General features: G+C 72.8%; 17 protein-coding genes and 1 tRNA gene. 13 read left to right on the forward strand and 5 right to left on the reverse strand.

Going from position 1 to position 22,164, the window contains the following annotated elements; all coding sequences use genetic code 11:
• Window positions 1-74: 74 nt before the first annotated feature.
• Window positions 75-2,651 (forward strand): ATP-dependent helicase HrpB, encoded by a 2,577-nt coding sequence (gene hrpB / locus OH807_RS12305; protein ID WP_406197546.1) that lies wholly within the window; start codon window positions 75-77, stop codon window positions 2,649-2,651.
• Window positions 2,652-2,852: 201 nt separating this feature from the next.
• Window positions 2,853-3,101, forward strand: coding sequence for a DUF5302 domain-containing protein (locus OH807_RS12310; RefSeq protein WP_406197549.1), 249 nt, complete (start codon window positions 2,853-2,855; stop codon window positions 3,099-3,101).
• A gap of 185 nt (window positions 3,102-3,286) precedes the next feature.
• Here OH807_RS12310 and OH807_RS12315 read toward each other — a convergent pair whose 3' ends face one another.
• The 3 genes from OH807_RS12315 to polA all read right to left on the reverse strand — a co-directional run bounded on the left by OH807_RS12315 (window position 3,287) and on the right by polA (window position 8,133).
• On the reverse strand, window positions 3,287-4,465 hold the full coding sequence (locus OH807_RS12315) for a DUF3103 family protein (protein ID WP_406197552.1): 1,179 nt from the start codon (window positions 4,463-4,465) through the stop codon (window positions 3,287-3,289).
• Between the two features lie 311 nt (window positions 4,466-4,776).
• Window positions 4,777-5,340 carry a hypothetical protein gene (locus OH807_RS12320; protein WP_406197555.1) on the reverse strand — a complete coding sequence of 188 codons (564 nt, stop codon included), beginning with the start codon at window positions 5,338-5,340 and terminating at the stop codon, window positions 4,777-4,779.
• Window positions 5,341-5,448: 108 nt separating this feature from the next.
• Window positions 5,449-8,133, reverse strand: coding sequence for a DNA polymerase I (polA, locus tag OH807_RS12325; protein WP_406210929.1), 2,685 nt, complete (start codon window positions 8,131-8,133; stop codon window positions 5,449-5,451).
• 265 nt (window positions 8,134-8,398) lie between these two features.
• On the opposite strand from polA, the gene OH807_RS12330 reads away from it, so the two are divergent.
• From OH807_RS12330 to OH807_RS12355, 6 genes are all read left to right on the forward strand, one after another.
• Window positions 8,399-8,875 (forward strand): PaaI family thioesterase, encoded by a 477-nt coding sequence (locus OH807_RS12330; protein ID WP_406197557.1) that lies wholly within the window; start codon window positions 8,399-8,401, stop codon window positions 8,873-8,875.
• A gap of 627 nt (window positions 8,876-9,502) precedes the next feature.
• Window positions 9,503-10,735, forward strand: coding sequence for a branched-chain amino acid ABC transporter substrate-binding protein (locus OH807_RS12335; RefSeq protein WP_406197560.1), 1,233 nt, complete (start codon window positions 9,503-9,505; stop codon window positions 10,733-10,735).
• 128 nt (window positions 10,736-10,863) lie between these two features.
• Window positions 10,864-11,793, forward strand: coding sequence for a branched-chain amino acid ABC transporter permease (locus tag OH807_RS12340; RefSeq protein WP_406197562.1), 930 nt, complete (start codon window positions 10,864-10,866; stop codon window positions 11,791-11,793).
• A gap of 5 nt (window positions 11,794-11,798) precedes the next feature.
• On the forward strand, window positions 11,799-13,727 hold the full coding sequence (locus tag OH807_RS12345; RefSeq protein WP_406210932.1) for a branched-chain amino acid ABC transporter permease: 1,929 nt from the start codon (window positions 11,799-11,801) through the stop codon (window positions 13,725-13,727).
• Window positions 13,728-13,735: 8 nt separating this feature from the next.
• Window positions 13,736-14,575 carry an ABC transporter ATP-binding protein gene (locus OH807_RS12350; RefSeq protein ID WP_406197565.1) on the forward strand — a complete coding sequence of 280 codons (840 nt, stop codon included), beginning with the start codon at window positions 13,736-13,738 and terminating at the stop codon, window positions 14,573-14,575.
• Window positions 14,572-15,288 (forward strand): ABC transporter ATP-binding protein, encoded by a 717-nt coding sequence (locus OH807_RS12355; protein WP_406197567.1) that lies wholly within the window; start codon window positions 14,572-14,574, stop codon window positions 15,286-15,288. The genes OH807_RS12350 and OH807_RS12355 overlap by 4 nt, the downstream gene beginning before the upstream one ends.
• Before the next feature lie 64 nt (window positions 15,289-15,352).
• Here OH807_RS12355 and OH807_RS12360 read toward each other — a convergent pair whose 3' ends face one another.
• On the reverse strand, window positions 15,353-16,039 hold the full coding sequence (locus OH807_RS12360; RefSeq protein WP_406197570.1) for an ANTAR domain-containing response regulator: 687 nt from the start codon (window positions 16,037-16,039) through the stop codon (window positions 15,353-15,355).
• 62 nt (window positions 16,040-16,101) lie between these two features.
• Between OH807_RS12360 and OH807_RS12365 the strand changes: the two genes are divergently transcribed.
• A tRNA-Leu gene (locus OH807_RS12365) sits at window positions 16,102-16,184 on the forward strand.
• Between the two features lie 103 nt (window positions 16,185-16,287).
• Entirely contained in the window at window positions 16,288-17,076 is a 789-nt protein-coding gene (locus OH807_RS12370; RefSeq protein ID WP_406197572.1) for a helix-turn-helix domain-containing protein, read from the forward strand.
• A gap of 38 nt (window positions 17,077-17,114) precedes the next feature.
• Here the strand turns inward: OH807_RS12370 and pyk are convergent, their stop codons facing one another.
• Complete coding sequence (gene pyk / locus OH807_RS12375) at window positions 17,115-18,545, reverse strand: pyruvate kinase (RefSeq protein ID WP_406197573.1); 1,431 nt, start codon at window positions 18,543-18,545, stop codon at window positions 17,115-17,117.
• 266 nt (window positions 18,546-18,811) lie between these two features.
• Here pyk and OH807_RS12380 point away from each other — a divergent pair, with 266 nt between their 5' ends.
• Genes OH807_RS12380 through OH807_RS12390 form a run of 3 tightly spaced genes read left to right on the forward strand, consistent with a single transcriptional unit; the run spans window position 18,812 to window position 22,163 of the window.
• Entirely contained in the window at window positions 18,812-19,909 is a 1,098-nt protein-coding gene (locus OH807_RS12380) for a hypothetical protein (protein ID WP_406197575.1), read from the forward strand.
• Between the two features lie 18 nt (window positions 19,910-19,927).
• Window positions 19,928-21,571, forward strand: coding sequence for a VWA domain-containing protein (locus OH807_RS12385; protein ID WP_406197576.1), 1,644 nt, complete (start codon window positions 19,928-19,930; stop codon window positions 21,569-21,571).
• On the forward strand, window positions 21,558-22,163 hold the full coding sequence (locus OH807_RS12390) for a hypothetical protein (protein ID WP_406197578.1): 606 nt from the start codon (window positions 21,558-21,560) through the stop codon (window positions 22,161-22,163). Before OH807_RS12385 ends, OH807_RS12390 begins: the two co-directional genes overlap by 14 nt.
• Window position 22,164: the final 1 nt, after the last annotated feature.

Here is a 22,164-nt window from a genome sequence, read left to right on the forward strand (position 1 = left end):
GACGCGCAGCGGAGGGCACGCACCGGGCCCGGCGGCCCGGAGAGCCCGGCCGGCGCTTCGGGGAGACTGTCCGGGTGAACCCCGCCTGGCGCGAACTGCCCGTCCGTACCGCCCTGCCCGCCCTGCACCGCGCGCTCGACGCGGACGGCGTCGCCGTCCTCGCCGCCCCGCCCGGCACCGGCAAGACCACGCTCGTCCCGCTCGCGCTGGCCGGGCTGCTCGCCGAGGACGGCCGCCCGGCCCGCCGGGTGCTGGTCGCCGAACCGCGCCGGCTGGCCGTCCGGGCGGCCGCCCGGCGGATGGCCTGGCTGCTCGACTCCCGGTCGGGGCTGGGGGCACCCCCGGCCGAAGGCTGGGGGAAGGTCGGCTTCACCGTCCGCGGCGAACGGCGGGTCGGGCCCGGCACGGTCGTCGAGGTGGTCACCACCGGCGTGCTGCTCCAGCGGCTCCAGCGGGACCAGGAGCTGCCCGGCGTGGACGTGGTGGTGCTCGACGAGTGCCACGAGCGGCACCTCGACGCGGACACCGCCCTCGCCTTCCTGCTGGACGTCCGGGCCGCGCTCCGCCCCGAACTCGGCATCGTCTGCGCCTCCGCCACCTCCGACACCGCCGCCTGGGCCGAACTGCTCGGCGGCGCCCCCGTCGTCGAGGCGCACGGCGTGGCCCACCCGGTCGACACCATCTGGGCGCCGCCGCCGCGCGCCGTCCGCCCCGCCCACGGCACCCGGGTCGACCCGGCGCTGCTGGAGCACGTCGCCGCGACCGTCCGGCGGGCCCTCGCCGAGCAGGACGGCGACGTGCTCTGCTTCCTGCCCGGCGTCGGCGAGATCGCCCGGGTCGCCGGCCTGCTCGCCGGCGCTCCCGCCGAGGTGCTGCAACTGCACGGCCGGGCCCCGCAGCCCGTCCAGGACGCGGCACTCGCCCCCGGCGCCGGCCGCCGGGTGGTGCTGGCCACCGCCGTCGCCGAGTCCTCGCTGACCGTGCCGGGCGTACGGGTGGTGGTGGACGCCGGGCTCGCCCGCGAGCCGCGCACCGACCACGCCCGGGGCCTGGCCGGCCTGGTCACCGTCCGCGCCTCGCTCGCCGCCGCCCGGCAGCGCGCCGGCCGGGCCGGCCGGGAGGCCCCCGGCACCGTCTACCGCTGCTGGGCACCGGCCGAGGACGCCCTCGCCGCCCGCTACCCCACCCCCGAGATCGCGCTCGCCGACCTCACGCCCTTCGCCCTCCAGACCGCCTGCTGGGGGGACCCGGACGCCACCGGCCTCGCCCTGCCCGACCGGCCCCCGGCCGGCGCGATGGCCGCCGCCCGGCAGACCCTCCGGGCACTCGGCGCCGTCGACGCCGACGGCCGGGCCACCCCGCGCGGCACCCGCCTCGCCCGCACCGGGCTGCACCCCCGCCTCGCCCGCGCCCTGGTCGACGGCGCCCCGGCCGTCGGGGCACGGCGGGCCGCCGAGGTGGTCGCCCTGCTCTCCGAGGAGCCGCCGCGCGCCCTCGGCGACGACCTCGGCGCCGTCCTGCGCACCGTCCGCGACGGCCGCGACCCCTACGCGGGCCGCTGGCGCGAGGAGGTGCGCCGGCTGCAGCGCGGCACCGACGGCGGCCCGGCCGCGGCGAAGGAGGGCGGCCGCACCGCCGCACCGCTGCCGGACGCCACCGCCGTCGGGCTGGTGGTCGCGCTGGCCTTCCCCGAACGGATCGCCCGGGCCCGGGTGGAGAAGCCCGAACCGGGGGCGCGCAGCCCGTACCTGATGGCCTCGGGCACGGCGGCCGAGCTGACCCCCGGCACCACGCTGGGCGCCGTGCCGTGGCTGGCCGTCGCGGTGGCCGACCGCCCGGCCGGCGCACCGTCCGCGCGGGTGCTGCACGCGGCCGCGCTGGACGAGGACACCGCCCGGCTGGCCGGTGCGCCCCTGCTGACCGCCCGCGAGGAGGTGCACTGGGACACCCGCCGCGGCGAGGTGACCGCACGCCGGGTGGAGTCGCTCGGCGCCGTCGAGCTGGCCTCGGCGAAGCTGGACCGGCCCGACCGGGCGCTGGTGCGGGCCGCCCTGCTGGAGGGCCTGGCCCGCGAGGGCGTGAGCACGCTGCTGAGCTGGCCGGCCGGGGCGGCCGGGCTGCGCGAGCGGCTGGCCTTCCTGCACGGCGCGCTGGGCGAGCCCTGGCCCGACGTCTCCGACGAGGCGCTGCTGGCCGCCGCCGCGCAGTGGCTGGAGCCCGAACTCTCCCGTGCCCGGCGGCGATCCGACCTGGCCCGGATCGACACCGCCGCCGCCCTGCAACGGCTGCTCCCCTGGGCGGGCGGCACGGCCGGGCGGCTGGACGAGCTGGCGCCGGAGCGGATCACCGTGCCCTCCGGCTCCCGGATCCGGGTCGACTACAGCGGGGAACGCCCGGTGCTGGCAGTGAAGTTGCAGGAGCTGTTCGGCTGGGCGGCGGCCCCGGCGCTGGCCGGCGGGCGGGTGCCGCTGACCGTCCACCTGCTCTCCCCCGCCGGCCGCCCGGCGGCCGTCACCGGGGACCTCGCCTCGTTCTGGCGGGACGGCTACCGGGCCGTCCGCGCCGACCTGCGCGGCCGCTACCCCCGCCACCCGTGGCCGGAGGACCCGACCACCGCGGAGCCGACGAAGCGCACCAACACCCGGCGGTGAAACGGACGGCCCGGGACGCGGCCGACCGGCCCTCGGAGGGCGACGCGCCCGCGGTGGTGCCCGCGGGAAGCACTCGGCGAGCGGCTCCGGGCCACCGGCCGGGTACCCCGAGCGGCCCGGAGCGTACGCGGGCCGATTTCCGGACGTGGCATCGTGTCCCGTGAAGGCACCATCCGACACCACTCCACCAGGAGGTCCTGCATGAGCAGCGCCGCAGCGTCACCCGAGAACCCCGAGACCCCCGAGACCCCGGAGGCCGGCCAGGCCGCCGAGACTCCCGCGCCCGCCGCCCAGGACGACGTCAAGGCCCAGTTCCTCGCCGCGCTGGAGCGCAAGCACGGCGCCAAGGGCGGGAGCACGGCCGGCGGTCCGAACAGCGAGTCGAAGATCCACGGCGCGCACGCCGCGGCGGGCGGCAAGCGCAACTTCCGCCGCAAGAGCGGCGGCTGACCGCTGCCGCAGGCACCGGCCCCGGGACGGGACCCGGTCGGGCAGCGTGAGCGCCCGGCCAGGACCCGGCCTGCGTGCCGTCAAGCACTACGCGCACGGAGCCGGATGCCCGGCTCGGCCGGGCCCGGCAGGCGCGGCGAAGTCGACCGAGCCGCGCCTGCCGGGGCCTGCGGGGGCCTGCGGGGTCAGAACTGCTGGACGAAGTACGGCTCGACCGTCATCCAGCCGTTGCCACGGGCCCCGTTGAGGCGGCCCGAGGACGAGCGGGCGAGGGTGTACCAGGACTCCACGTAGTCCGGGTCGTCCGTCCACCAGGAGGAGGGCAGCGCCGCCAGGACGGCGTTGACCAGCGGAATGTAGGCGCCCTGGTCCGCGATGGTGAGCAGGACGGCGGCGACCGCCTGGGCGAGGGCCAGGTAGTTGGTGTCGCCGTCGTCCTCCATCAGGACGACATCGGCCAGGTTGTACTTGTAGTTCGACCAGTTCACCAGGATCTGGTTCGGGTAGTAGACCGTGCCGTCGTACTGGAGGTACGGCATGGCGACCGAGTCGACCCGGACCTTGCCGTCCTGGCCGAAGCCGGTGACCAGGCTGAACATCTCGGCGGCGCCCTTGAACCAGGGCTCCTCGTCGTCGGCCACCTCGATCCCGCTGATCTTGGTGGCCCACCAGCCGGCGGCGGCCTGCGCCGCGTCCGGGGCCTCGGCGGCCGGACCGGCGGCGTTCAGGCCCGTGGCGTCCAGACCGCGGGCGCCGAACTCCCGCTGGAGCACGGCGATCCCGGCGGCGAGCGTCCTGGCCGTGTCGATGTCGACCAGGTAGACCGGCTGCCCGGGCACCGCGGCGGCGTCCAGGGCGTGCACCCGGCCGGCGGTGTCGTAGGCGCGGATCGTGCGGGCGTGGTCGTCGGCGACGGCGGTGGCCACCAGCGGCGCCGCGCCCGCGTCCAGGGCGGCCCGCATCGACAGATCGGCCAGCTGCACGCGCAGCAGCGGGCCGACCTCCGGGCCGAGGCCCTTGGCGGCGGCGATCCGGCGGTCCGCCTGCGCGGCGGTGGCGGCGAGCCCGCGGGCGGTGGGGCTCTGGGCGGCGGCGGCCAGCGCGCCGAGGCCGGCGGGGCCGGCCACCGGGCCCGCGGTCGCGGAGCGCAGCTCCGCGCGCAGCGCGGGGTCGGTGAGGGAGGCGGCCAGGGTGCGGGCGACCTCGTCCTCGATCGCGGACACCTGGGTGGCGGAGGCGGGTGCGGCGGGGGCCGGAGCGGGCGCGGCGGGGGCCGGGCCGGCCACGGCCTGGCCCGCGCCGAGCGCGAGCAGGGGCAGGGCCGTGAGTGCCACGAGGGCACGCCGCGAGCGGGGCAGGGGCATGAGGGATCTCCAGACTCGTCGGGTGAGGCGTCGGAGCATCGGAGCGGGTGCAGCTGGTGCAGCTGGTGCAGTGGACCGGGCGGGTGCAGTGGACCGGGCGGGTGCAGTGGACCGGGCGGGTGCAGCGGGCGGAACAGGAACAGCACCGGAACGGCACCGCGCCGCGATCATGCGCGTCGGTGCCATGACAAGTGAAGAGGTTCCCTGACGTCGGATCAACCCCTACGCCGCGTCCGACCGTTCGCATCGGGCCGGCACGCGGCGGGAATGGTCGGACCCGCCCGGTACGCCCCGCGCTCGCCGGCCGGCGCTCAGCGCCCGCCCTCCGGCCCCGCGTCGCCGGGACCGGCATCGGTGGGGGCGGCATCGGTGGGGGCTCCAAGGCCCCGGGCACGGCCCGGCAGGTCGGGCACGTCCGGCACGTCGGGCACGTCCGGCGCGGTGCGCGGATCCCCGGCCACGGGCTCGGTGATCCGATGGGCGACCCGCACCGTGCCCAGTTCGGCCACCGAGCGCCACCGCCCGGGCAGCCCGGACCTGACGGCGCGCACGCGCACCGGCACGTCCGGCGGCGCGAACTCCAGCCGGCCCGGCCGCGTGAGGTCCGTCCAGCCGGACAGCACGCCGGTGACCACGACCTCCAGCACCGACGCCGCGGCGACCGCCGGGGCCACCGCCCCGACGCCCACGCCGAGGGCGAGGTGGGCGACCAGGCCGGCGACCCCGCCCACGGGGAGCCAGAGCACCTGCATGCCCAGCGCCGACAGCAGCTCCCGGCCCAGGATCCCGGCCGCCTCACGCGCCCGGTCCCGCCCGGTGCCGAGCACCAGCACCGCCGACTCCGCCCCCACCCGCACGGCCACCCGCTCCGCCACCGCCCCAGCGCAGGGCGGCCGTACCGGCAGCGGAAAGCCCGCGGGCGCCGCCGATCCGGTCGGCGCCCGCGGGCGGTGGAACGTCCGCCCGCGGGCGGTGGCGCACCGTCAGTGCGCGGCGACCTCCCAGTTGGCGCCGACGCCGACCGAGACGTCGAGCGGGGCACGCAGCGGGTAGGCGCCCGCCATCTGCTCGCGGACGACCGCCTCGACCCGCTCGCGCTCACCGGGCGCCAGCTCCAGCACGATTTCGTCATGCACCTGGAGCAGCATCCGGGAGGTGAGGCCAGCCGCCTTCAGCGCCTCGTCGACCCGGAGCATGGCGATCTTGACGATGTCGGCGGCCGAGCCCTGGATCGGGGCGTTGAGGGCCATCCGCTCGGCCATCTCGCGGCGCTGGCGGTTGTCGCTGTTGAGGTCCGGCAGGTAGCGGCGGCGGCCGAGCAGGGTCTCCGTGTAGCCGGTGGCGCGGGCCTCGTCGACGACCCGGCGCAGGTAGTCGCGCACGCCGCCGAAGCGCTCGAAGTAGGTGTCCATCAGGCCCTGGGCCTCGGCGGGCTTGATGCCGAGCTGCTGGGAGAGCCCGTACGCGGAGAGCCCGTAGGCCAGACCGTAGGACATCGCCTTGATCTTGCGGCGCATCTCGGCGTCGACGGCGTCCCCGGGGACGTCGAAGACCTGGGAGGCGACGGTGGTGTGCAGGTCCTCGCCGGTGGCGAAGGCCTCCAGCAGGGCCTCGTCCTCGGAGAGGTGGGCCATGATCCGCAGCTCGATCTGCGAGTAGTCGGCGGTGAGCAGTGCCTCGTAGCCCTCGCCGACGACGAAGGCCCGGCGGATCATCCGGCCCTCCTCGGTGCGGACCGGGATGTTCTGCAGGTTCGGGTCCTGCGAGGAGAGCCGGCCGGTGGCGGCGACCATCTGGTTGAAGGTGGTGTGGATGCGCCCCGCCGGGGAGACCGTCTTGAGCAGGCCCTCGACGGTGGTACGCAGCTTCGCCTGGTCGCGGTGGCGCAGCAGGATGACCGGCAGCTCGTTGTCGGTCTGGGTGGCCAGCCAGGTGAGCGCGTCGGCGTCGGTCGTCCAGCCGGTCTTGATCTTCTTGGTCTTCGGCAGCGCCAGCTCGCCGAAGAGGATCTCCTGGAGCTGCTTGGGCGAGCCGAGGTTGAACTCGTGGCCGGCGGCGGCGTGCGCCTCCTCCACCACGCGCTGGATCTCGGCGGCGAACTGCGCCTCCAGGCTGGTCAGCCAGGCGTGGTCGGCGGCGATGCCGGTGCGCTCCATCCGGGCGAGCAGCGCGGCGATCGGCAGCTCCATGTCGCGCAGCAGCTCGGTGGCGCCGACCTCGCCGAGGCGGGTGTCGAAGAGCGCGGCGAGGTCGAGCACGGCGCGGGCCTGGAGCATCAGCGCCTGGGCGCCGGCCGTGGCGTCCTCCTCGGGGGCGTCGAAGGCCAGCTGGCCGGACTCCGCGGCCGGGGCCGGGGCGAGCGAGCGGGCCAGGTACTCCTCGGCGAGCACCTCCAGGGTGAAGGTGCGGCGGCCGGGCTTCTCCAGGTAGGCCGCGAGGGCGGTGTCGGCGACGACGCCCTCGATGGTCCAGCCCCGCTCGGCGAAGGCGCGCATGACCTGCTTGGCGATGTGCAGGGCCTTGGGGGCGGCCGGGTCGGCCAGCCAGGCGGCGAAGGCGCGCTCGTCCTCCTCGGCGAGCAGCGCCGGGTCGAACCAGGCGGCCGTATCCCCCGCGGCGAGCGCCACCTCGGTCACCTCGCCGCTGCCGAGCGCCCACCGGTACACGGCGGCCAGCGCGACCGGCGCCTTGCCGGCGGCGTGCTCGCGGAGCCAGCCGGCCAGCGTGCCCGGGTCGGTGAGCAGCTCGCCGTCCACCTCGACGCCGGGGGCGAGCTCGGCGGCGGCCTCGGGCTCGGCGGCGGCCGGGTCGATGCCGAAGACCCGGTCGCGGAAGTTGGCGTTGCGGAACTCCAGCGACTCCATCAGCGTGCCGACGGCCTCGCGGTCGAACGCGCTGCGCCCCAGGTCGTCGATGCCGAGGGGGAGTTCGACGTCGCGGACCAGCTCGGTGAGGACGCGGTTGCGCTTGACCGAGTCGAGGTGCTCGCGCAGCTTCTCGCCGATCTTGCCCTTCACCTCGTCGGCGCGGGCGACGAGTTCGTCGAAGGAGCCGAACTGGTTGACCCACTTGGCGGCGGTCTTCTCGCCGACGCCGGGGATGCCGGGGAGGTTGTCGGACGGGTCGCCGCGCAGCGCCGCGAGGTCGGGGTACTGGCGCGGGGTGACGCCGTACTTCTCGGCGACCTTCTCCGGGGTGTAGCGGGTGAGTTCGGAGACGCCCTTGGTCGGGTAGAGCACGGTGACGTGCTCGGTGACCAGCTGGAGCGAGTCCCGGTCGCCGGTGACGATGTCGACGTCGAAGCCGGCCGCCTCGGCGGCGGTGGCGAGGGTGGCGATGATGTCGTCGGCCTCGAAGCCCTCGACCGTCATCCGCGGGACGCGCATGGCGTCGAGGAGTTCACCGATCAGCGGGACCTGGCTGCGGAACTCGTCCGGCGTCTTGGCGCGGTTGGCCTTGTAGTCGGGGAACTCGGCGGAGCGGAAGGTCTGCCGGGAGAGGTCGAAGGCCACCGCGAGGTGGGTGGGCTGCTCGTCCCGGACGGTGTTGGCGAGCATCGAGGCGAAGCCGTACACCGCGTTGGTGGGCTGGCCGGTGGAGGTGTTGAAGTTCTCCACGGGCAGTGCGTAGAACGCCCGGTAGGCCATCGAGTGCCCGTCGAGCAGCATCAGCCGCGGCCGGGCCCCGCTGCCACCCGCCGCGCTCTTGTCCGTACTCTGCGTAGCCACGTCAACGTCCGTTCCTGCCGATTCCACTGCCGGTCACCGATCCTATGGCCCGGCACCGACAAAAGGGGCGCGCCGGAGCCCGGGGCCGCCCGCACGCCCGGCCGCCGCCACGCGGGCCTCCCGGTGCGACCGCTACCGCCGAGTAGGACGGTCGTACGATCACAGGCAGCACGACCACGTGACCCCGAGCGGCAGGAGCTCCCCCATGACCGACGCTGCCCCCGAGACCGCCCCCGGCGCGGCCCCCGCCCTGAAGATCCCGCAGGAGGTGCTGGACCACTTCGCGAAGCTGGGCGTCGACCCGGCCACCTTCTCCGGCGGCCACCTCGGCGACAAGCTCGGCATCCGGATCGTCGAGGCCTCGGGCGACCGCGTGGTCGGCACCATGCCGGTCGAGGGCAACCAGCAGCCGTACGGGCTGCTGCACGGCGGCGCCTCGGCGGCGCTGGCGGAGACCCTCGGCTCGGTGGGCGCGATGCTGCACGCCGGCCCCGGCCGGTACGCGGTGGGCGTGGACCTCAACGCCACCCACCACCGCTCGGCCACCTCCGGCCTGGTCACCGGCGTGGCGACCGCCGTGTTCAAGGGGCGCACCGCCGCCACCTACGAGATCGCGATCACCGACGACACCGGCAAGCGGATCACCAGCTGCCGGCTGACCTGCCTGCTCCGCGACCTCTGACCGGGGCGCCGGCCCGGCCGGCACCCACCCGGCACCCACCTGACACACCGTCGGCCCGGCCGGCCCGCACCCGCGGACCGGCCGGGCCGACGGTGTATCAATTCCCTTGATCGATCAGTTGTTTGACCTTCGTCCAGGGTGGGCAGGCGTGGTCTATACAAGGGGGCGGTGCTCTGTTGGCAGACATTCAGAATGTAACGGTGCGTAACAGGTAGGAAATCCGAGCAACCATTTCCCCCCGGGGGTCCGGATCAGCCACGGAGCCCGGTGTCAAGCCCCTGGGTGTCCGGTATTCGGACGCACACGCCCGACCCCAGGGTCACGGACAGTTGCGTCCGATTATCGGTGAAGCCAGGAGTGACCCGCATTTCTGGGCCTTACATTCCTCTACCAGCGAGTAAAGCCCCGGCAATGCCCGATCGATCGAGCCGAAACGACCACATAGTGAGACGGTCGCTCCGTGTGCTCATAACAAGAGAATTACAGCCTCGCCACACCACTGCCCGAGGGCTCCGGAGGCATCTAGAGTCACGGCCAGTCACCGCGCCACGGATTGGGCCAGGCCCACCGCGCAACCGGCACCCGCCCTTCCAGGCGCGGCGCCCTCCCGAACCGAAGGGGACCCTCGTGCGTCACCGTTCAGCAGTTGTCGTGAGCATTGCCGTCATCGGCGCCCTGAGCCTCAGCGCCTGCGGCTCCCGCGACGAGAAGAAGTCCGGGGACGGCAACAACGCCGGGTCCAGCACCACCGTCACCATCGGTGTCGACGCCCCCCTCACCGGCGACCTCTCCGCCCTCGGCCTCGGCATCCGCAACTCCGTCGAGCTCGCGGTCAAGCAGGCCAACGAGAAGAACGAGGTGCCCGGCGTCAAGTTCGAGATCAAGGCACTGGACGACACCGCCAAGCCCGCCCCGGGCCAGCAGAACGCCACCCAGCTGGTCGCCGACAAGAACGTCATCGGCGTCGTCGGCCCGCTGAACTCCAGCGTCGCGCAGTCCATGCAGCAGATCTTCAACGACGCCAACCTCGTCCAGATCTCCCCCGCCAACACCGGCGTCGCCCTCAGCCAGGGCGAGAAGTGGGCCAGCGGCACCAAGGCCCGCCCCTTCAAGTCCTACTTCCGCACCGCCACCACCGACGCCGTGCAGGGCCCCTTCGCCGCCCAGTTCCTGGCCAAGGACGCGAAGAAGACCAAGGTCTTCCTCATCGACGACCAGAAGACCTACGGCGCCGGCCTCGCCGCCACCTTCAAGGGCGAGTTCACCAAGCAGGGCGGCACCATCGTCGGCGAGGAGCACGTCAACCCCGACGACCGCGACTTCGCCGCCGTCGTCACCAAGGTCCGGGCCTCCGGCGCCGAGGCCGTCTACTACGGCGGCGAGTACCCCGCCGCCGGCCCGCTCTCCCTCCAGCTCAAGGACGCCGGCGTCAACATCCCGCTGATGGGCGGCGACGGCATCCAGAGCGGCGACTTCATCAAGCTCAACCCCAAGAGCACCGGCGACTTCGCCACCGCCGTCGGCCTGCCCGTCGAGCAGCTCCCCACCGCCGCCAAGTTCATCGCCGACTACAAGACCGCCGGCTACAAGGACGCCTACGAGACCTACGGCGGCTACTCCTACGACAGCGCCTGGGCCATCATCCAGGGCGTCAAGGCCGTCGCCGCCGCCAACAACGGCAAGCTCCCCGACAGCCCCCGCGCCAAGGTCGTCGAGGCCGTCCAGAAGGTCTCCTTCGACGGCGTCACCGGCAAGGTCTCCTTCGACGAGTTCGGCGACACCACCAACAAGCAGCTCACCGTCTACACCGTCAAGGACGGCAAGTGGGCCGTGGAGAAGTCCGGCACCTTCAACGGCTGATCCTGACCCTGCGTCAGTAGCACGACAGCACGTCGGAGTTACCCGCGCGGGGGCGCCACGAGTGCCCCCGCGCGCCCTCACATCCACCACCCACGCGGACCCACCCCACGCACAACGGAGGCCCAGCGGTGCACGACCTACCGCAGCAGCTGGCCAACGGCCTGATCCTCGGCGCCCTGTACGGGCTCGTCGCGATCGGCTACACGATGGTCTACGGCATCGTCCAGCTCATCAACTTCGCCCACGGCGAGATCGTCATGGTCGGCGGCTTCGGCGCCCTGACCGCCTACCTCGCCCTCCCCGGCGGCACCACACTCTGGCTGGCCCTACCGCTGATGCTGATCGCCGGCATCCTGGTCTCCACCCTCACCGCCGTCGCCGCCGAGCGCTTCGCCTACCGGCCGCTGCGCACCGCACCCCGGCTCGCCCCGCTGATCACCGCGATCGGCCTGTCGATCGTCCTCCAGCAGCTGGTCTTCTCCTTCTACCCCGACGCCAAGAAGGCCCGGGTGTTCCCGAAGATCCCCGGTGACCCGTTCGCCATCGGCTCCGTCACCATCCAGCGCAGCGACATCTTCCTGCTGATCGCCGCCCCGCTCTGCATGCTCGCCCTCGGCTGGTTCGTCACCCGCACCCGCTCCGGCCGCGCCATGCAGGCCACCAGCCAGGACCCCGACACCGCCAAGCTGATGGGCATCGACACCGACCGGATCATCGTCATGGCCTTCGCCATCGGTGCCGCCTTCGCCGCCGTCGCCGCCGTCGCCTACGGCCTGCGCAGCGGCCAGGTCGACTTCCGGATGGGCTTCCTGCTCGGCCTCAAGGCCTTCACCGCCGCCGTCCTCGGCGGCATCGGCAACATCTACGGCGCCATGCTCGGCGGCGTCGCCCTCGGCCTCGCCGAAGCCCTCGCCACCGGGTACATCCAGCACCTGCCCGGCATGGACCTCTTCGGAGGCGGCGCCTGGAAGGACGTCTGGGCCTTCGTACTCCTCATCGTCGTGCTGCTCGTCCGGCCCCAGGGGCTGCTCGGCGAGCGCGTCGCGGACAGGGCGTGAGCACCATGACCACCACCACCGAGACCAGCCCGGTCCTCCCCCTGCCGGCCCGCGCCGCCACCCTCCTCACCGGCCTCGGCGCCGTCGCCACCGCCGCCTCCGCCCTGATGTCCTGGACGTGGACCTCCGAGTTCCCCGGCGACCTCACCTACTTCGGCTCCCCCGCCGGCCTCCAGTGGCTCGCCGTCACCGCCGGACTGCTCACCCTCGTCCTGCTGCTCGCCACCCAGGGCGTTCCCGGCCTGCGCTGGGCCGCCCCCGCGCGCAGCAACAACGCCGTCCTGCTCGCCGCCACCGGCGCCTTCGCCGTCGGCTGGTTCTCGATCATCGCCATCTCGGTCGACCTCGGCGGCCTCGCCAACCTCGAACCCGGTGGCTGGGTCCTCGGCGCCGGCTCGCTGCTCACCCTCGCCGGCGCCCTCGGCCTCCCCCTCGACCGGCGCACCGACGTCACCCTGCGCATCCTCGACCGGCGGCTCTTCCTGCTCGTCCCGGTCGCCCTCGTCATCTGGTTCGGCGCCCACGCCGTCCCCGAGGACAAGCCCGTCGCCCCGGTGCTCACCGCCATCGCCGGCGGCCTCGCCATCGGCGCCGCCGCCGTCGTCGCCGTCCAGCTCGGCCACCTCCTCCACCACTGGCTGCGGCTCGGCAACGTCAGCCGCCCCCTCCCCACCGCCCGCGAACTGCCCTCCTGGATCGAGGTGCTGCTGATCGTCGCGGCCTTCGCCGTCGGCCTGTTCGCGATCACCTTCGGCATCGACACCGAGTACGGCGAGCTCTTCACCGCCTACCTGCTGCTCGCCGCCACCGTCGTCCCCGCGATCACCAAGTCCGGCCTGCTGCCCCGGCTGCGCGCGCTGACCGTCAAGAACCGCTCGGTCACCACCGGCGCCGCCTTCGCCGCCGCCGCCAGCTTCCCGTTCACCCAGACCAGCGACCAGTACACCTCGGTCGCCGCCAACATCCTGATCTTCGCCACCGTCGCCCTCGGCCTGAACATCGTCGTCGGCCTCGCCGGCCTGCTCGACCTCGGCTACGTCGCCTTCCTCGGCGTCGGCGCCTACGCGGCCGCCCTGGTCTCCGGCTCCCCCGCCTCGCCGATCCACGTCCAGTTCCCGTTCTGGGCCGCGATGCTCACCGGCGCCGTCGTCTCCATGGTCTTCGGCGTCCTCATCGGCGCCCCCACCCTGCGACTGCGCGGCGACTACCTCGCCATCGTCACCCTCGGGTTCGGCGAGATCTTCCGCATCACCATGCTCAACCTGAACGGCACCACCGGCCCGAAGATCACCAACGGCTCCAACGGCATCCCGCGGATCCCCGACCTGGAGATCCTCGGCTTCAACCTCGGCAAGCCGCACACCGTCCTCGGCGTCGAACTCGGCCGGTTCTCCAACTACTACCTGCTGATGCTGGTCGTCACCGCCCTCGTCGTGCTGGTCTTCGCCCGCGTCGGCGACTCCCGCATCGGCCGCGCCTGGGTCGCCATCCGCGAGGACGAGACCGCCGCCGAGGCCATGGGCATCAACGGCTTCCGCCTCAAGCTCCTCGCCTTCGCCCTCGGCGCCTGCCTCGCCGGCCTCGCCGGCACCGTCCAGGCCCACGTCAGCTACACCGTCACCCCCGACCAGTACACCTTCGCCGAGGCCCTGCCGCCCAACTCCGCCTTCCTGCTCGCCGCCGTCATCCTCGGCGGCATGGGCACCATCAGCGGACCGCTGGCCGGCGCCACCCTCCTCTTCCTCGTGCCGAAGAAGCTCGAATTCCTCTCCGACTACCAGCTGCTCGCCTTCGGCATCGCCCTCATCGTGCTGATGCGCGTCCGCCCCGAAGGCCTCATCCCCAACCGGCGCCGGCAGCTGGAGTTCCACGAGGCCGCGATCCCGGCCCAGACCTCCGGCGACCCGGTCGCCCTCACCAAGGCAGGGGCGTGACCCGCCACATGACCACCACCAACGCCCCCGAGGCCGTCGCCGACCGGCCCGCCCCGGCCAAGCCCCTCCTCGAAGTCTCCGGCGTCACCATGCGGTTCGGCGGCCTCACCGCCGTCAACAACGTCTCCCTCACCGTCGGCGAGGGCGAGATCATCGGCCTCATCGGCCCCAACGGCGCCGGCAAGACCACCTTCTTCAACTGCCTCACCGGCCTCTACGTCCCCACCGAGGGACGCGTCGCCTACCGCGGAGCGGTCCTGCCGCCCAAGCCCCACCTCGTCACCCAGGCCGGCATCGCCCGCACCTTCCAGAACATCCGGCTCTTCGCCAACATGACCGTCCTGGAGAACGTCCTCGTCGGCCGGCACAGCCGCACCAAGGAAGGCATCTTCTCCGCCATCCTGCGCGGCCCCGGCTACCACCGCGCCGAGGCCGAGAGCCGGGCCCGGGCCATGGAACTCCTGGAGTTCACCGGCCTCGCCGACAAGGCCGAGCACCTCGCCCGCAACCTCCCCTACGGCGAGCAGCGCAAGCTGGAGATCGCCCGCGCCCTCGCCTCCGACCCCGGCCTGCTGCTCCTCGACGAGCCCACCGCCGGCATGAACCCCCAGGAGACCCGGGCCGCCGAGGAGCTCGTCTTCGCGATCCGCGACCGCGGCATCTCCATCCTGGTCATCGAGCACGACATGCGGTTCATCTTCAACCTGTGCGACCGCACCGCCGTCCTCGTCCAGGGCCAGAAGATCGTCGAGGGCGACCGCGAGACCGTCCAGAACGACGAGCGCGTCATCACCGCCTACCTCGGCGCCCCGCTCGAAGGCACCACCGCTTCGGAGGACACCCAGTGACCGCGCTCCTCGAGGTCCAGGACCTCCGCGTCGCCTACGGCAAGATCGAAGCCGTCAAGGGCATCAGCTTCACCGTCAACCAGGGCGAGGTCACCACCCTGATCGGCACCAACGGCGCCGGCAAGACCACCACCCTGCGCACCCTGTCGGGGCTGCTCAAGCCCACCAGCGGCACGATCGTGTTCGACGGGCAGCCGCTGACCACCGTCCCCGCCCACAAGATCGTCGCGCTCGGCCTGGCCCACTCCCCCGAGGGCCGGCACATCTTCCCCCGTATGAGCATCGAGGAGAACCTCCTCCTCGGCGCCTTCCTGCGCAGCGACACCGCCGGCATCGCCGCCGACGTCGAGCGCGCCTACGGCCTCTTCCCGATCCTCGGGGAGCGCCGCAAGCAGGCCGCCGGCACCCTCTCCGGCGGCGAGCAGCAGATGCTCGCCATGGGACGCGCGCTGATGTCGCAGCCCAAGCTGCTGATGCTGGACGAGCCCTCGATGGGCCTCTCCCCGCTCATGATGCAGAAGATCATGGCGACGATCATCGAGCTCAAGGCCTCCGGCACGACCATCCTGCTGGTCGAGCAGAACGCCCAGGCGGCGCTCTCGCTCTCCGACCAGGGCTACGTCATGGAGACCGGCCGCATCGTCCTCAAGGGCACCGGCGCCGACCTGCTGCACGACGAGTCCGTGCGCAAGGCCTACCTCGGCGAGGACTGACCCCCGCCCGCACGTACGGCGAAGGGCCCGGCAGCTCCTGCTGCCGGGCCCTTCCGCGGGTGCGCTACTCCCCCTGGGCCTCTTCGGCCTTCTTCTTGTCCTGGGCCTCGCCCTCTTCGATCACGGCCTCCGCGACCGCGGCCATCGTCATCCGGCGGTCCATCGAGGTCTTCTGGATCCACCGGAACGCGGCCGGCTCGTTCAGCCCGAACTTCGTCTGCAGCACGCTCTTCGCCCGGTCCACCAGCTTCCGGGTCTCCAGCCGCTGGGTGAGGTCCTGGATCTCCTCCTCCAGCGTCCGCATCTCGGTGTACCGGGACACGGCCATCTCGATCGCGGGCACCAGGTCGCTCTTGCTGAACGGCTTCACGATGTACGCCATCGCGCCCGCGTCGCGGGCCCGGTCCACCAGCTCGCGCTGCGAGAACGCGGTCAGCATCAGGACGGGCGCCAGGTGCGCCGCGTGGATCTGCTCGGCGGCGGAGAGCCCGTCCAGGACGGGCATCTTCACGTCCAGGATCGCCAGGTCGGGCCGCAGCTCCTCGACCAGCTTGAGCGCCGTCGCGCCGTCCCCGGCCTCGCCGACGACGGTGTACCCCTCCTCTTCGAGCATCTCCTTCAGGTCGAGGCGGATCAACGCCTCGTCCTCGGCGATCACAATTCGGGTGATCTGGGGCATGTCGGTCTCAAGCGGCTCTGCCTGCTCGTCGGCGGTGCTCACGGGGCTCCTCGTTCCGGCGGGGTACTGCATGCACGAGGGTACCTAGCTGCGCCGGGCTACGTGCGCAGGGTATCCTTCACACGCGCAAACCAGCCGGGTTGGTGGAAGGGCAGACACGATCGCCTCAAAAGCGATTGCTCGAAAGGGCGTGTGGGTTCGAATCCCACACTCGGCACCGGATTCACCCTCATATTCCCAGGCCATGGGAAGTTCATCACATGTAGTGGACCATTGGCGAGCAGTCCACCGAGCGGCTTCCCGCTTCCCATGCTCTCGACATGAGCACCCCTTCTGTGCGCGAACTGGCCGTAGGCCTGCTGCGCCGTGGCATCAGCAACGCCGAAGTGACCCGACGTCTCGGAGTCCCTTCCGGCACGGTCTCCTGGTGGAAGCACGAGGATCTCGCCAAGCACGGCAAGCTCCCCGGCCGTAAGCGTTCGACCTGCATCCACTGCTACGGCAGCGAGCTGAACCACCCGGCCTACGCCTACCTGCTCGGCCTCTACCTCGGCGATGGTCACATTCTGACGGCCAACGAGTACCGCAGGACTCAGAGCCTCCAGATCACCTGTGACGACCACTGGCCCGGAATCGCCGACGCCGTCGAGCAGGCGATTCGGCAGGTCCTCACCAACAACAAGCCCTGCCGGGTGAAGCGCGCCGGCTGCCACGACGTCAAGGTCTACTCGAACCACCTGACGTGCTACTTCCCGCAGCACGGCCCCGGCAGGAAGCACGAGCGCCGCATAGCCCTGGAGGCCTGGCAGCAGGCGATCGTCGACGCCCACCCCTGGGAGTTCCTGCGCGGCCTGATCCACTCCGACGGCTGCCGCATCACCAACTGGGCGACCCGTACCGTCAACGGCGTCGTCCGGCGCCACGAGTACCCGCGCTACTTCTTCACCAACACCTCGACCGACATCGTCCGGCTCTTCACCGCCACCCTCGACGCCGTCGGCGTGCAGTGGAAGGCCTCGATCCCCCGCCCGACCGGCCAGGTCAACGTCTCCGTGGCCCGGCGGGCCTCCGTCGCCCTCATGGACGCCCACATCGGCCCCAAGTACTGACGCCTGCGCCCCCGGGGAGGCGCAGGCGCAGTCGGGGGTCAGTTGTCCAGGGTGCCGACGTGGTGGACGCGGACGAGGTTGGTGGAGCCGGCGAGGCCGGGCGGGGAGCCGGCGGTGATGACGACGATGTCGCCCTTCCGGCAGCGGCCGAGGGAGAGCAGCGCGGCGTCGACCTGTTCGACCATCTCGTCGGTGGTGGCGGCGAACGGGCCGAGGAAGGTCTCGACGCCCCAGGTGAGGGCGAGCTGGCTGCGGACGGCCGGTTCGTAGGTGAAGGCGAGGACGGGGATGGGAGAGCGGTAGCGGGTGAGGCGGCGGGCGGTGTCGCCGGACTGGGTGAAGGCGATCAGGTACTTGGCGCCGAGGAAGTCGCCGATCTCGGCGGCCGCGCGGGCGACGGCGCCGCCCTGGGTACGCGGCTTGTTGGACGGGGTGAGCGCCGGGAGGCCGGCGGAGAGGACGTCCTCCTCGGCGGCCTCGATGATGCGGCCCATGGTCCGGACGGTCTCGACGGGGTACTTGCCGACGGAGGTCTCGCCGGAGAGCATCACCGCGTCGGTGCCGTCGAGGACGGCGTTGGCGACGTCGGAGGCCTCGGCGCGGGTGGGGCGCGAGGCGTTGATCATCGAGTCGAGCATCTGGGTGGCGACGATGACCGGCTTGGCGTTGCGCTTGGCCAGCTTGACGGCGCGCTTCTGGACCATCGGGACCTGTTCGAGGGGCATCTCCACGCCCAGGTCGCCGCGGGCCACCATGATGCCGTCGAAGGCGTCGACGATGGATTCCAGGTTCTCGACCGCCTGCGGCTTCTCCACCTTGGCGATGACGGGGACGAAGCGGCCCTCCTCGGCCATGACCCGGTGGACGTCCTCGATGTCGCTGCCGCTGCGGACGAAGGAGAGCGCGATCAGGTCGGCGCCGGTCCGCAGGGCCCACCGCAGGTCGGCGACGTCCTTGTCGCTGAGTGCGGGCACCGAGACGGCGACGCCGGGGAGGTTGAGGCCCTTGTGGTCGGAGACGAGGCCGCCTTCGACGACGACGCAGCGGACCAGGGGGCCGTCGACCTCGACGACCTCCAGGGTGACGCGGCCGTCGTCGACGAGGATCCGCTCGCCGCGGGTGACGTCGTCGGCGAGGCCGGCGTAGGTGGTGCCGCAGATGTTCTGGTCCCCGACGACGCCCTTGTCGGTGGAGATCGTGAACTCGTCGCCGCGTTCGAGAAGTACGGGGCCTTCGGCGAAGGTCTCCAGTCGGATCTTCGGGCCTTGAAGGTCGGCGAGGACGCCGACGCTGCGGCCGGTCTCGTCGGCGGCCTTGCGGACCCGCCGGTAGCGCTCCTCGTGCTCGATGTGGGAGCCGTGGCTCAGGTTGAAGCGGGCGATGTCCATTCCGGCGTCGACCAGGGCCTTGATCCGGTCGTACGAGTCGGTGGCGGGCCCGAGGGTACAGACGATTTTTGCTCGGCGCATAGTGCTGAGAGTACGGACTACCGGCGCGTAACATCGACGTCCGTCCAGACCCCGGGATGACCTTTCCCGGAAGGTGAGTTGAACAATCTGACACACCTTCGGACCGGTGTGCGACCGGCCGGCCCGGGGCCGTGCGCCGATGCGATTCCGTGAAGGCCTGTTCACCCCCGGTTCACCGTCACTTCGGCCGCTGCTCCCGCCCCGGCGGGACGCTCGTCACCCGGGTGGACACCCGGACACGGAGGGGCGAGGGGGAAACGTTCGGCATGAGGCGTGTGTTCGCGGTACTGGCGGCGGTGGCGCTGCTCGCCGGGGTGGGGGTCGCACTGTTCTGGCCGAAGGACGGGCCCGGTGGCGACGTGGTGGCCATTTCAGGGGTGATCGGTTCGGAGAAGCGGGAGTTCTTCGCCGATCCGGACGTCGTCGCCCAGCTGGCGAAGAACGGTCTGAAGGTCACCACCGTGACCACCGGGTCCTGGCTGATGGGCGACAGTGACCTGAAGCCCTACGACTTCGCCTTCCCGGCCAGCCTGTCGCCGGCCGAGGAGATCAGGGACCACCTGCAGATCAAGAGCGAGCCGGTCCGCCCGTTCTACTCGCCGCTGGTGGTGATCGCGCACCAGTCGGTGGCGGACGTCCTGAAGGCGAACGGCCTGGCCGCCCAGTCGGAGTCCAAGGTGTGGACGCTGAAGATGGACGCCTACCTGAAGGCCGTCCAGGAGGGCCGGAAGTGGCAGGAGCTCACCGGGGCGCAGGGCCACGCGGAGCTGGCCGGCTCGGTCTTCCTGACCACCACCGACCCGTCGACGTCCTCGTCCGGGGCGCTGCACCTGGCGGCGATCTCGTACCTGGCCAACGGCCACCAGGTGGTGTCGGACGACGCCGGGGTGGGGCGGGTGAAGGACGTGGTCCGGCAGGTGACCGCGTTGCAGGGGGACCAGAAGACCAGCAGCGACGGCCCGTTCAAGGACTTCCTGTCCGGGGTGGGCACGGGCCCGGTGCTGGTGTACGAGTCGCAGGTGGCGGCGCTGACCGCGAAGGGCGTGTCCACCCCGGGCGGTTCGGCCGGTGACCTGGTGGTGCTCTACCCGGACACCACGGTGTCGAGCGACCACACCGTCGTCGCGCTGAAGCCGGGGGGCGAGAAGCTCGCGGCACTGCTGCGCGACGACCCGGCGCTGCGTGATCTGGAGGCCCGTTACGGCTTCCGTCCGCAGGCCGATCCGGCGGCGCTCGCCCGGGCGGTGCAGGGCAAGCAGGGCCCGGTGTACGCCTCCGACCTCTCGGCGGCGGGCGTGCAGCAGGCCCCGGTGCCGACGGTCGCGGTGCTGAACAAGCTGATCAACGCGGCCAAGGGGAAGTGACGGGGGATGACGACGGCAATGCGTGCGAAGAACGCGGCGCGCCGCGGCGGGCGGGTGCTCGCGGCGGGTCTGGCGCTGCTGGTGGCGACGGCCTGCACCTCCTCCGGCCCGGACGCGCCGCCCCGGCCGTCGGACGCGCCCGCGCCGACCGCCCAGGCGGGGGTGCTGCGGATCCTGGCCGGCAGTGAGCTGCAGGACATGGCGCCGGTGCTGGAGGAGGCGCAGAAGGCGACGGGGGTGACCGTGCAGTTCGCCTGGACGGGTTCGCTGGACGGCGCGGACGCCGTCTCCTCGGGCCGGGCGGACGGCAAGTACGACGCGGTGTGGTTCCCGTCCAACCACTACCTGCGGCTGGACGACACGGGCCGGTCGAAGCTGCTCTCGGAGACGCCGGTGATGGTGTCGCCGGTGGCGGTGGGCGTGCGGTCGGCGACGCTGGCCGAACTGGGCTGGGGCGACGGGTCGAAGGTGAGCTGGGCGCAGGTGGCGGACGCCGCCTCGGCCGGCCGGCTGGCGTACGGGATGGCGGATCCGTCGCGGTCCAACTCGGGTTTCTCGGCGCTGGTCGCGGTGGCGTCGGCGTTCTCGGGCGCGGACGCGGCGCTGACCGACGCGGACGTGCAGAAGGCGACGCCGTCGCTGAAGAAGTTCTTCACCGGGCAGAAGCTGACCTCGGGTTCGTCCGGCTGGCTGGCGCAGGCGTACAGCCGGGCGGAGCAGGGCCGGGTGGGGGCGCTGGTGAACTACGAGTCGGTGCTGCTGTCGTTGAACCGGACGCTGGCCGAGGGGCAGCGGCTGACGGTGGTGCGGCCGACGGACGGTGTGGTGTCGGCGGACTATCCGCTGACGCTGCTGGGCTCGTCGGCGCAGCGGGAGCGGGACTCGTTCCAGCGGCTGACGGCGTACCTGCTCCAGGACGACGTGCAGAAGCGGATCTCGGAGCTGACGCTGCGGCGTCCGGTGTCGGCGGGTGCGGCGCCGGCGTCGTCGCTGCCGACCGACCGGCGGCGTGAACTGCCGTTCCCGGGTTCGAAGTCGGTGGCGGACGGGCTGTTGGCCTCGTACCAGAACGAGCTGCGTCGGCCGTCCCGGACGGTGTACGTGCTGGACACCTCGGGTTCGATGGCGGGTGACCGGCTGGCGTCGTTGAAGCGGGCGCTGGGCCGGTTGACGGGGGCGGACGACACCCGGGGGGTACGGAGGTTCCGCAACCGGGAGGAGGTCTCGCTGCTGTCGTTCGCGTCGAAGGTGAAGTCGACGAAGACGCACACGGTGCCGGCGACCGATGCGCAGCAGGAGCTGGCGTCGATCAACGCGGACGTGCAGGCGTTGTCGGCGGACGGCGGTACGGCCGTGTACAGCTCACTGGAGGAGGCGTACAAGGTGATCGAGAGCCGGCAGTCGGCGGCCGGGGACGACCGGTTCACGTCGATCGTGGTGATGACGGACGGCGAGAGCAACGAGGGTGCGACGGACCGGGACTTCAAGGATTTCTACAACGGGCTGCCGTCGTCGCAGAAGGCGGTGCCGGTGTTCCCGATCCTGTTCGGTGACGCGGCGAAGGCGCAGTTGCAGGGGATCGCGGAGCTGACCGGGGGCAAGTTGTTCGACGGGACGGGCTCGCTGGACGGCGCGTTCGAGGAGATCCGTGGCTACCAGTAGCGGCGCCGGGCCCTCGGTGGGCCGTCGGGTCTGGGGCTACGTGGAGTCGACCCGCAATCTGGTCGGCTGCGGAGCCGGGCTGGGCGGGCTGGGTCTGCACGCCGCGGGGCTGGGCGGCGACTGGTGGCCGGGGATCGTGGCGGCGCTGTACGGCGCGGCGGTGCTGCTCTGGCCCAGGGGGCCGGTCCGGGCGGCGGACCCGGCCGGTGTGACGGGCCCGGCCGAAGCGGGCGGTACGGCGGCCGGTGCGGCCGAAGCGGGCAGTACGGCCGGTGCGGCCGGCCCGGTGGGCACGCCGGCCGGTCCGTCGGGAGCGGGCCGGGCCGCGGCCTGGCCGGAGCTCGCGGAGCTGACCGCGTACCTGCACGGGGTGCCGGTGCCCGGGCCGGCGAAGCTGGACGCGTTGTTGGAGCGGTTGGCGGAGGTCGGGCGGCAGCCGGCGGCCGAGCTGATCGTGGCGCGCCGGCTGCCGGTGGCCGTGGACGGCTACCTGCGGGCCCGGACGTGGGAGCGCTGGGCCGCGGGCGCCCCCGACCCGGGGGCGGAGCTCGCCCACGAGGTGGAGCTGATGGCCGCGGCCCTGGCGGCGTGAG

Source organism: Kitasatospora sp. NBC_01560, from assembly GCF_045208415.1.
Classification (GTDB): Bacteria; Actinomycetota; Actinomycetes; order Streptomycetales; family Streptomycetaceae; genus Kitasatospora.

Bases quoted from the DNA above. Each gene is read 5' to 3' on its own strand.
- OH807_RS12310 (WP_406197549.1), top strand. From the start codon at position 2,853: ATGAGCAGCGCCGCAGCGTCACCCGAGAACCCCGAGACCCCCGAGACC.
- OH807_RS12315 (WP_406197552.1), bottom strand. From the start codon at position 4,465: ATGCCCCTGCCCCGCTCGCGGCGTGCCCTCGTGGCACTCACGGCCCTG.
- polA (WP_406210929.1), bottom strand. From the start codon at position 8,133: ATGCTGCTCGACGGGCACTCGATGGCCTACCGGGCGTTCTACGCACTG.
- OH807_RS12330 (WP_406197557.1), top strand. From the start codon at position 8,399: ATGACCGACGCTGCCCCCGAGACCGCCCCCGGCGCGGCCCCCGCCCTG.
- OH807_RS12345 (WP_406210932.1), top strand. From the start codon at position 11,799: ATGACCACCACCACCGAGACCAGCCCGGTCCTCCCCCTGCCGGCCCGC.
- OH807_RS12350 (WP_406197565.1), top strand. From the start codon at position 13,736: ATGACCACCACCAACGCCCCCGAGGCCGTCGCCGACCGGCCCGCCCCG.
- OH807_RS12360 (WP_406197570.1), bottom strand. From the start codon at position 16,039: ATGCAGTACCCCGCCGGAACGAGGAGCCCCGTGAGCACCGCCGACGAG.
- OH807_RS12370 (WP_406197572.1), top strand. From the start codon at position 16,288: ATGAGCACCCCTTCTGTGCGCGAACTGGCCGTAGGCCTGCTGCGCCGT.
- pyk (WP_406197573.1), bottom strand. From the start codon at position 18,545: ATGCGCCGAGCAAAAATCGTCTGTACCCTCGGGCCCGCCACCGACTCG.
- OH807_RS12380 (WP_406197575.1), top strand. From the start codon at position 18,812: ATGAGGCGTGTGTTCGCGGTACTGGCGGCGGTGGCGCTGCTCGCCGGG.
- OH807_RS12385 (WP_406197576.1), top strand. From the start codon at position 19,928: ATGCGTGCGAAGAACGCGGCGCGCCGCGGCGGGCGGGTGCTCGCGGCG.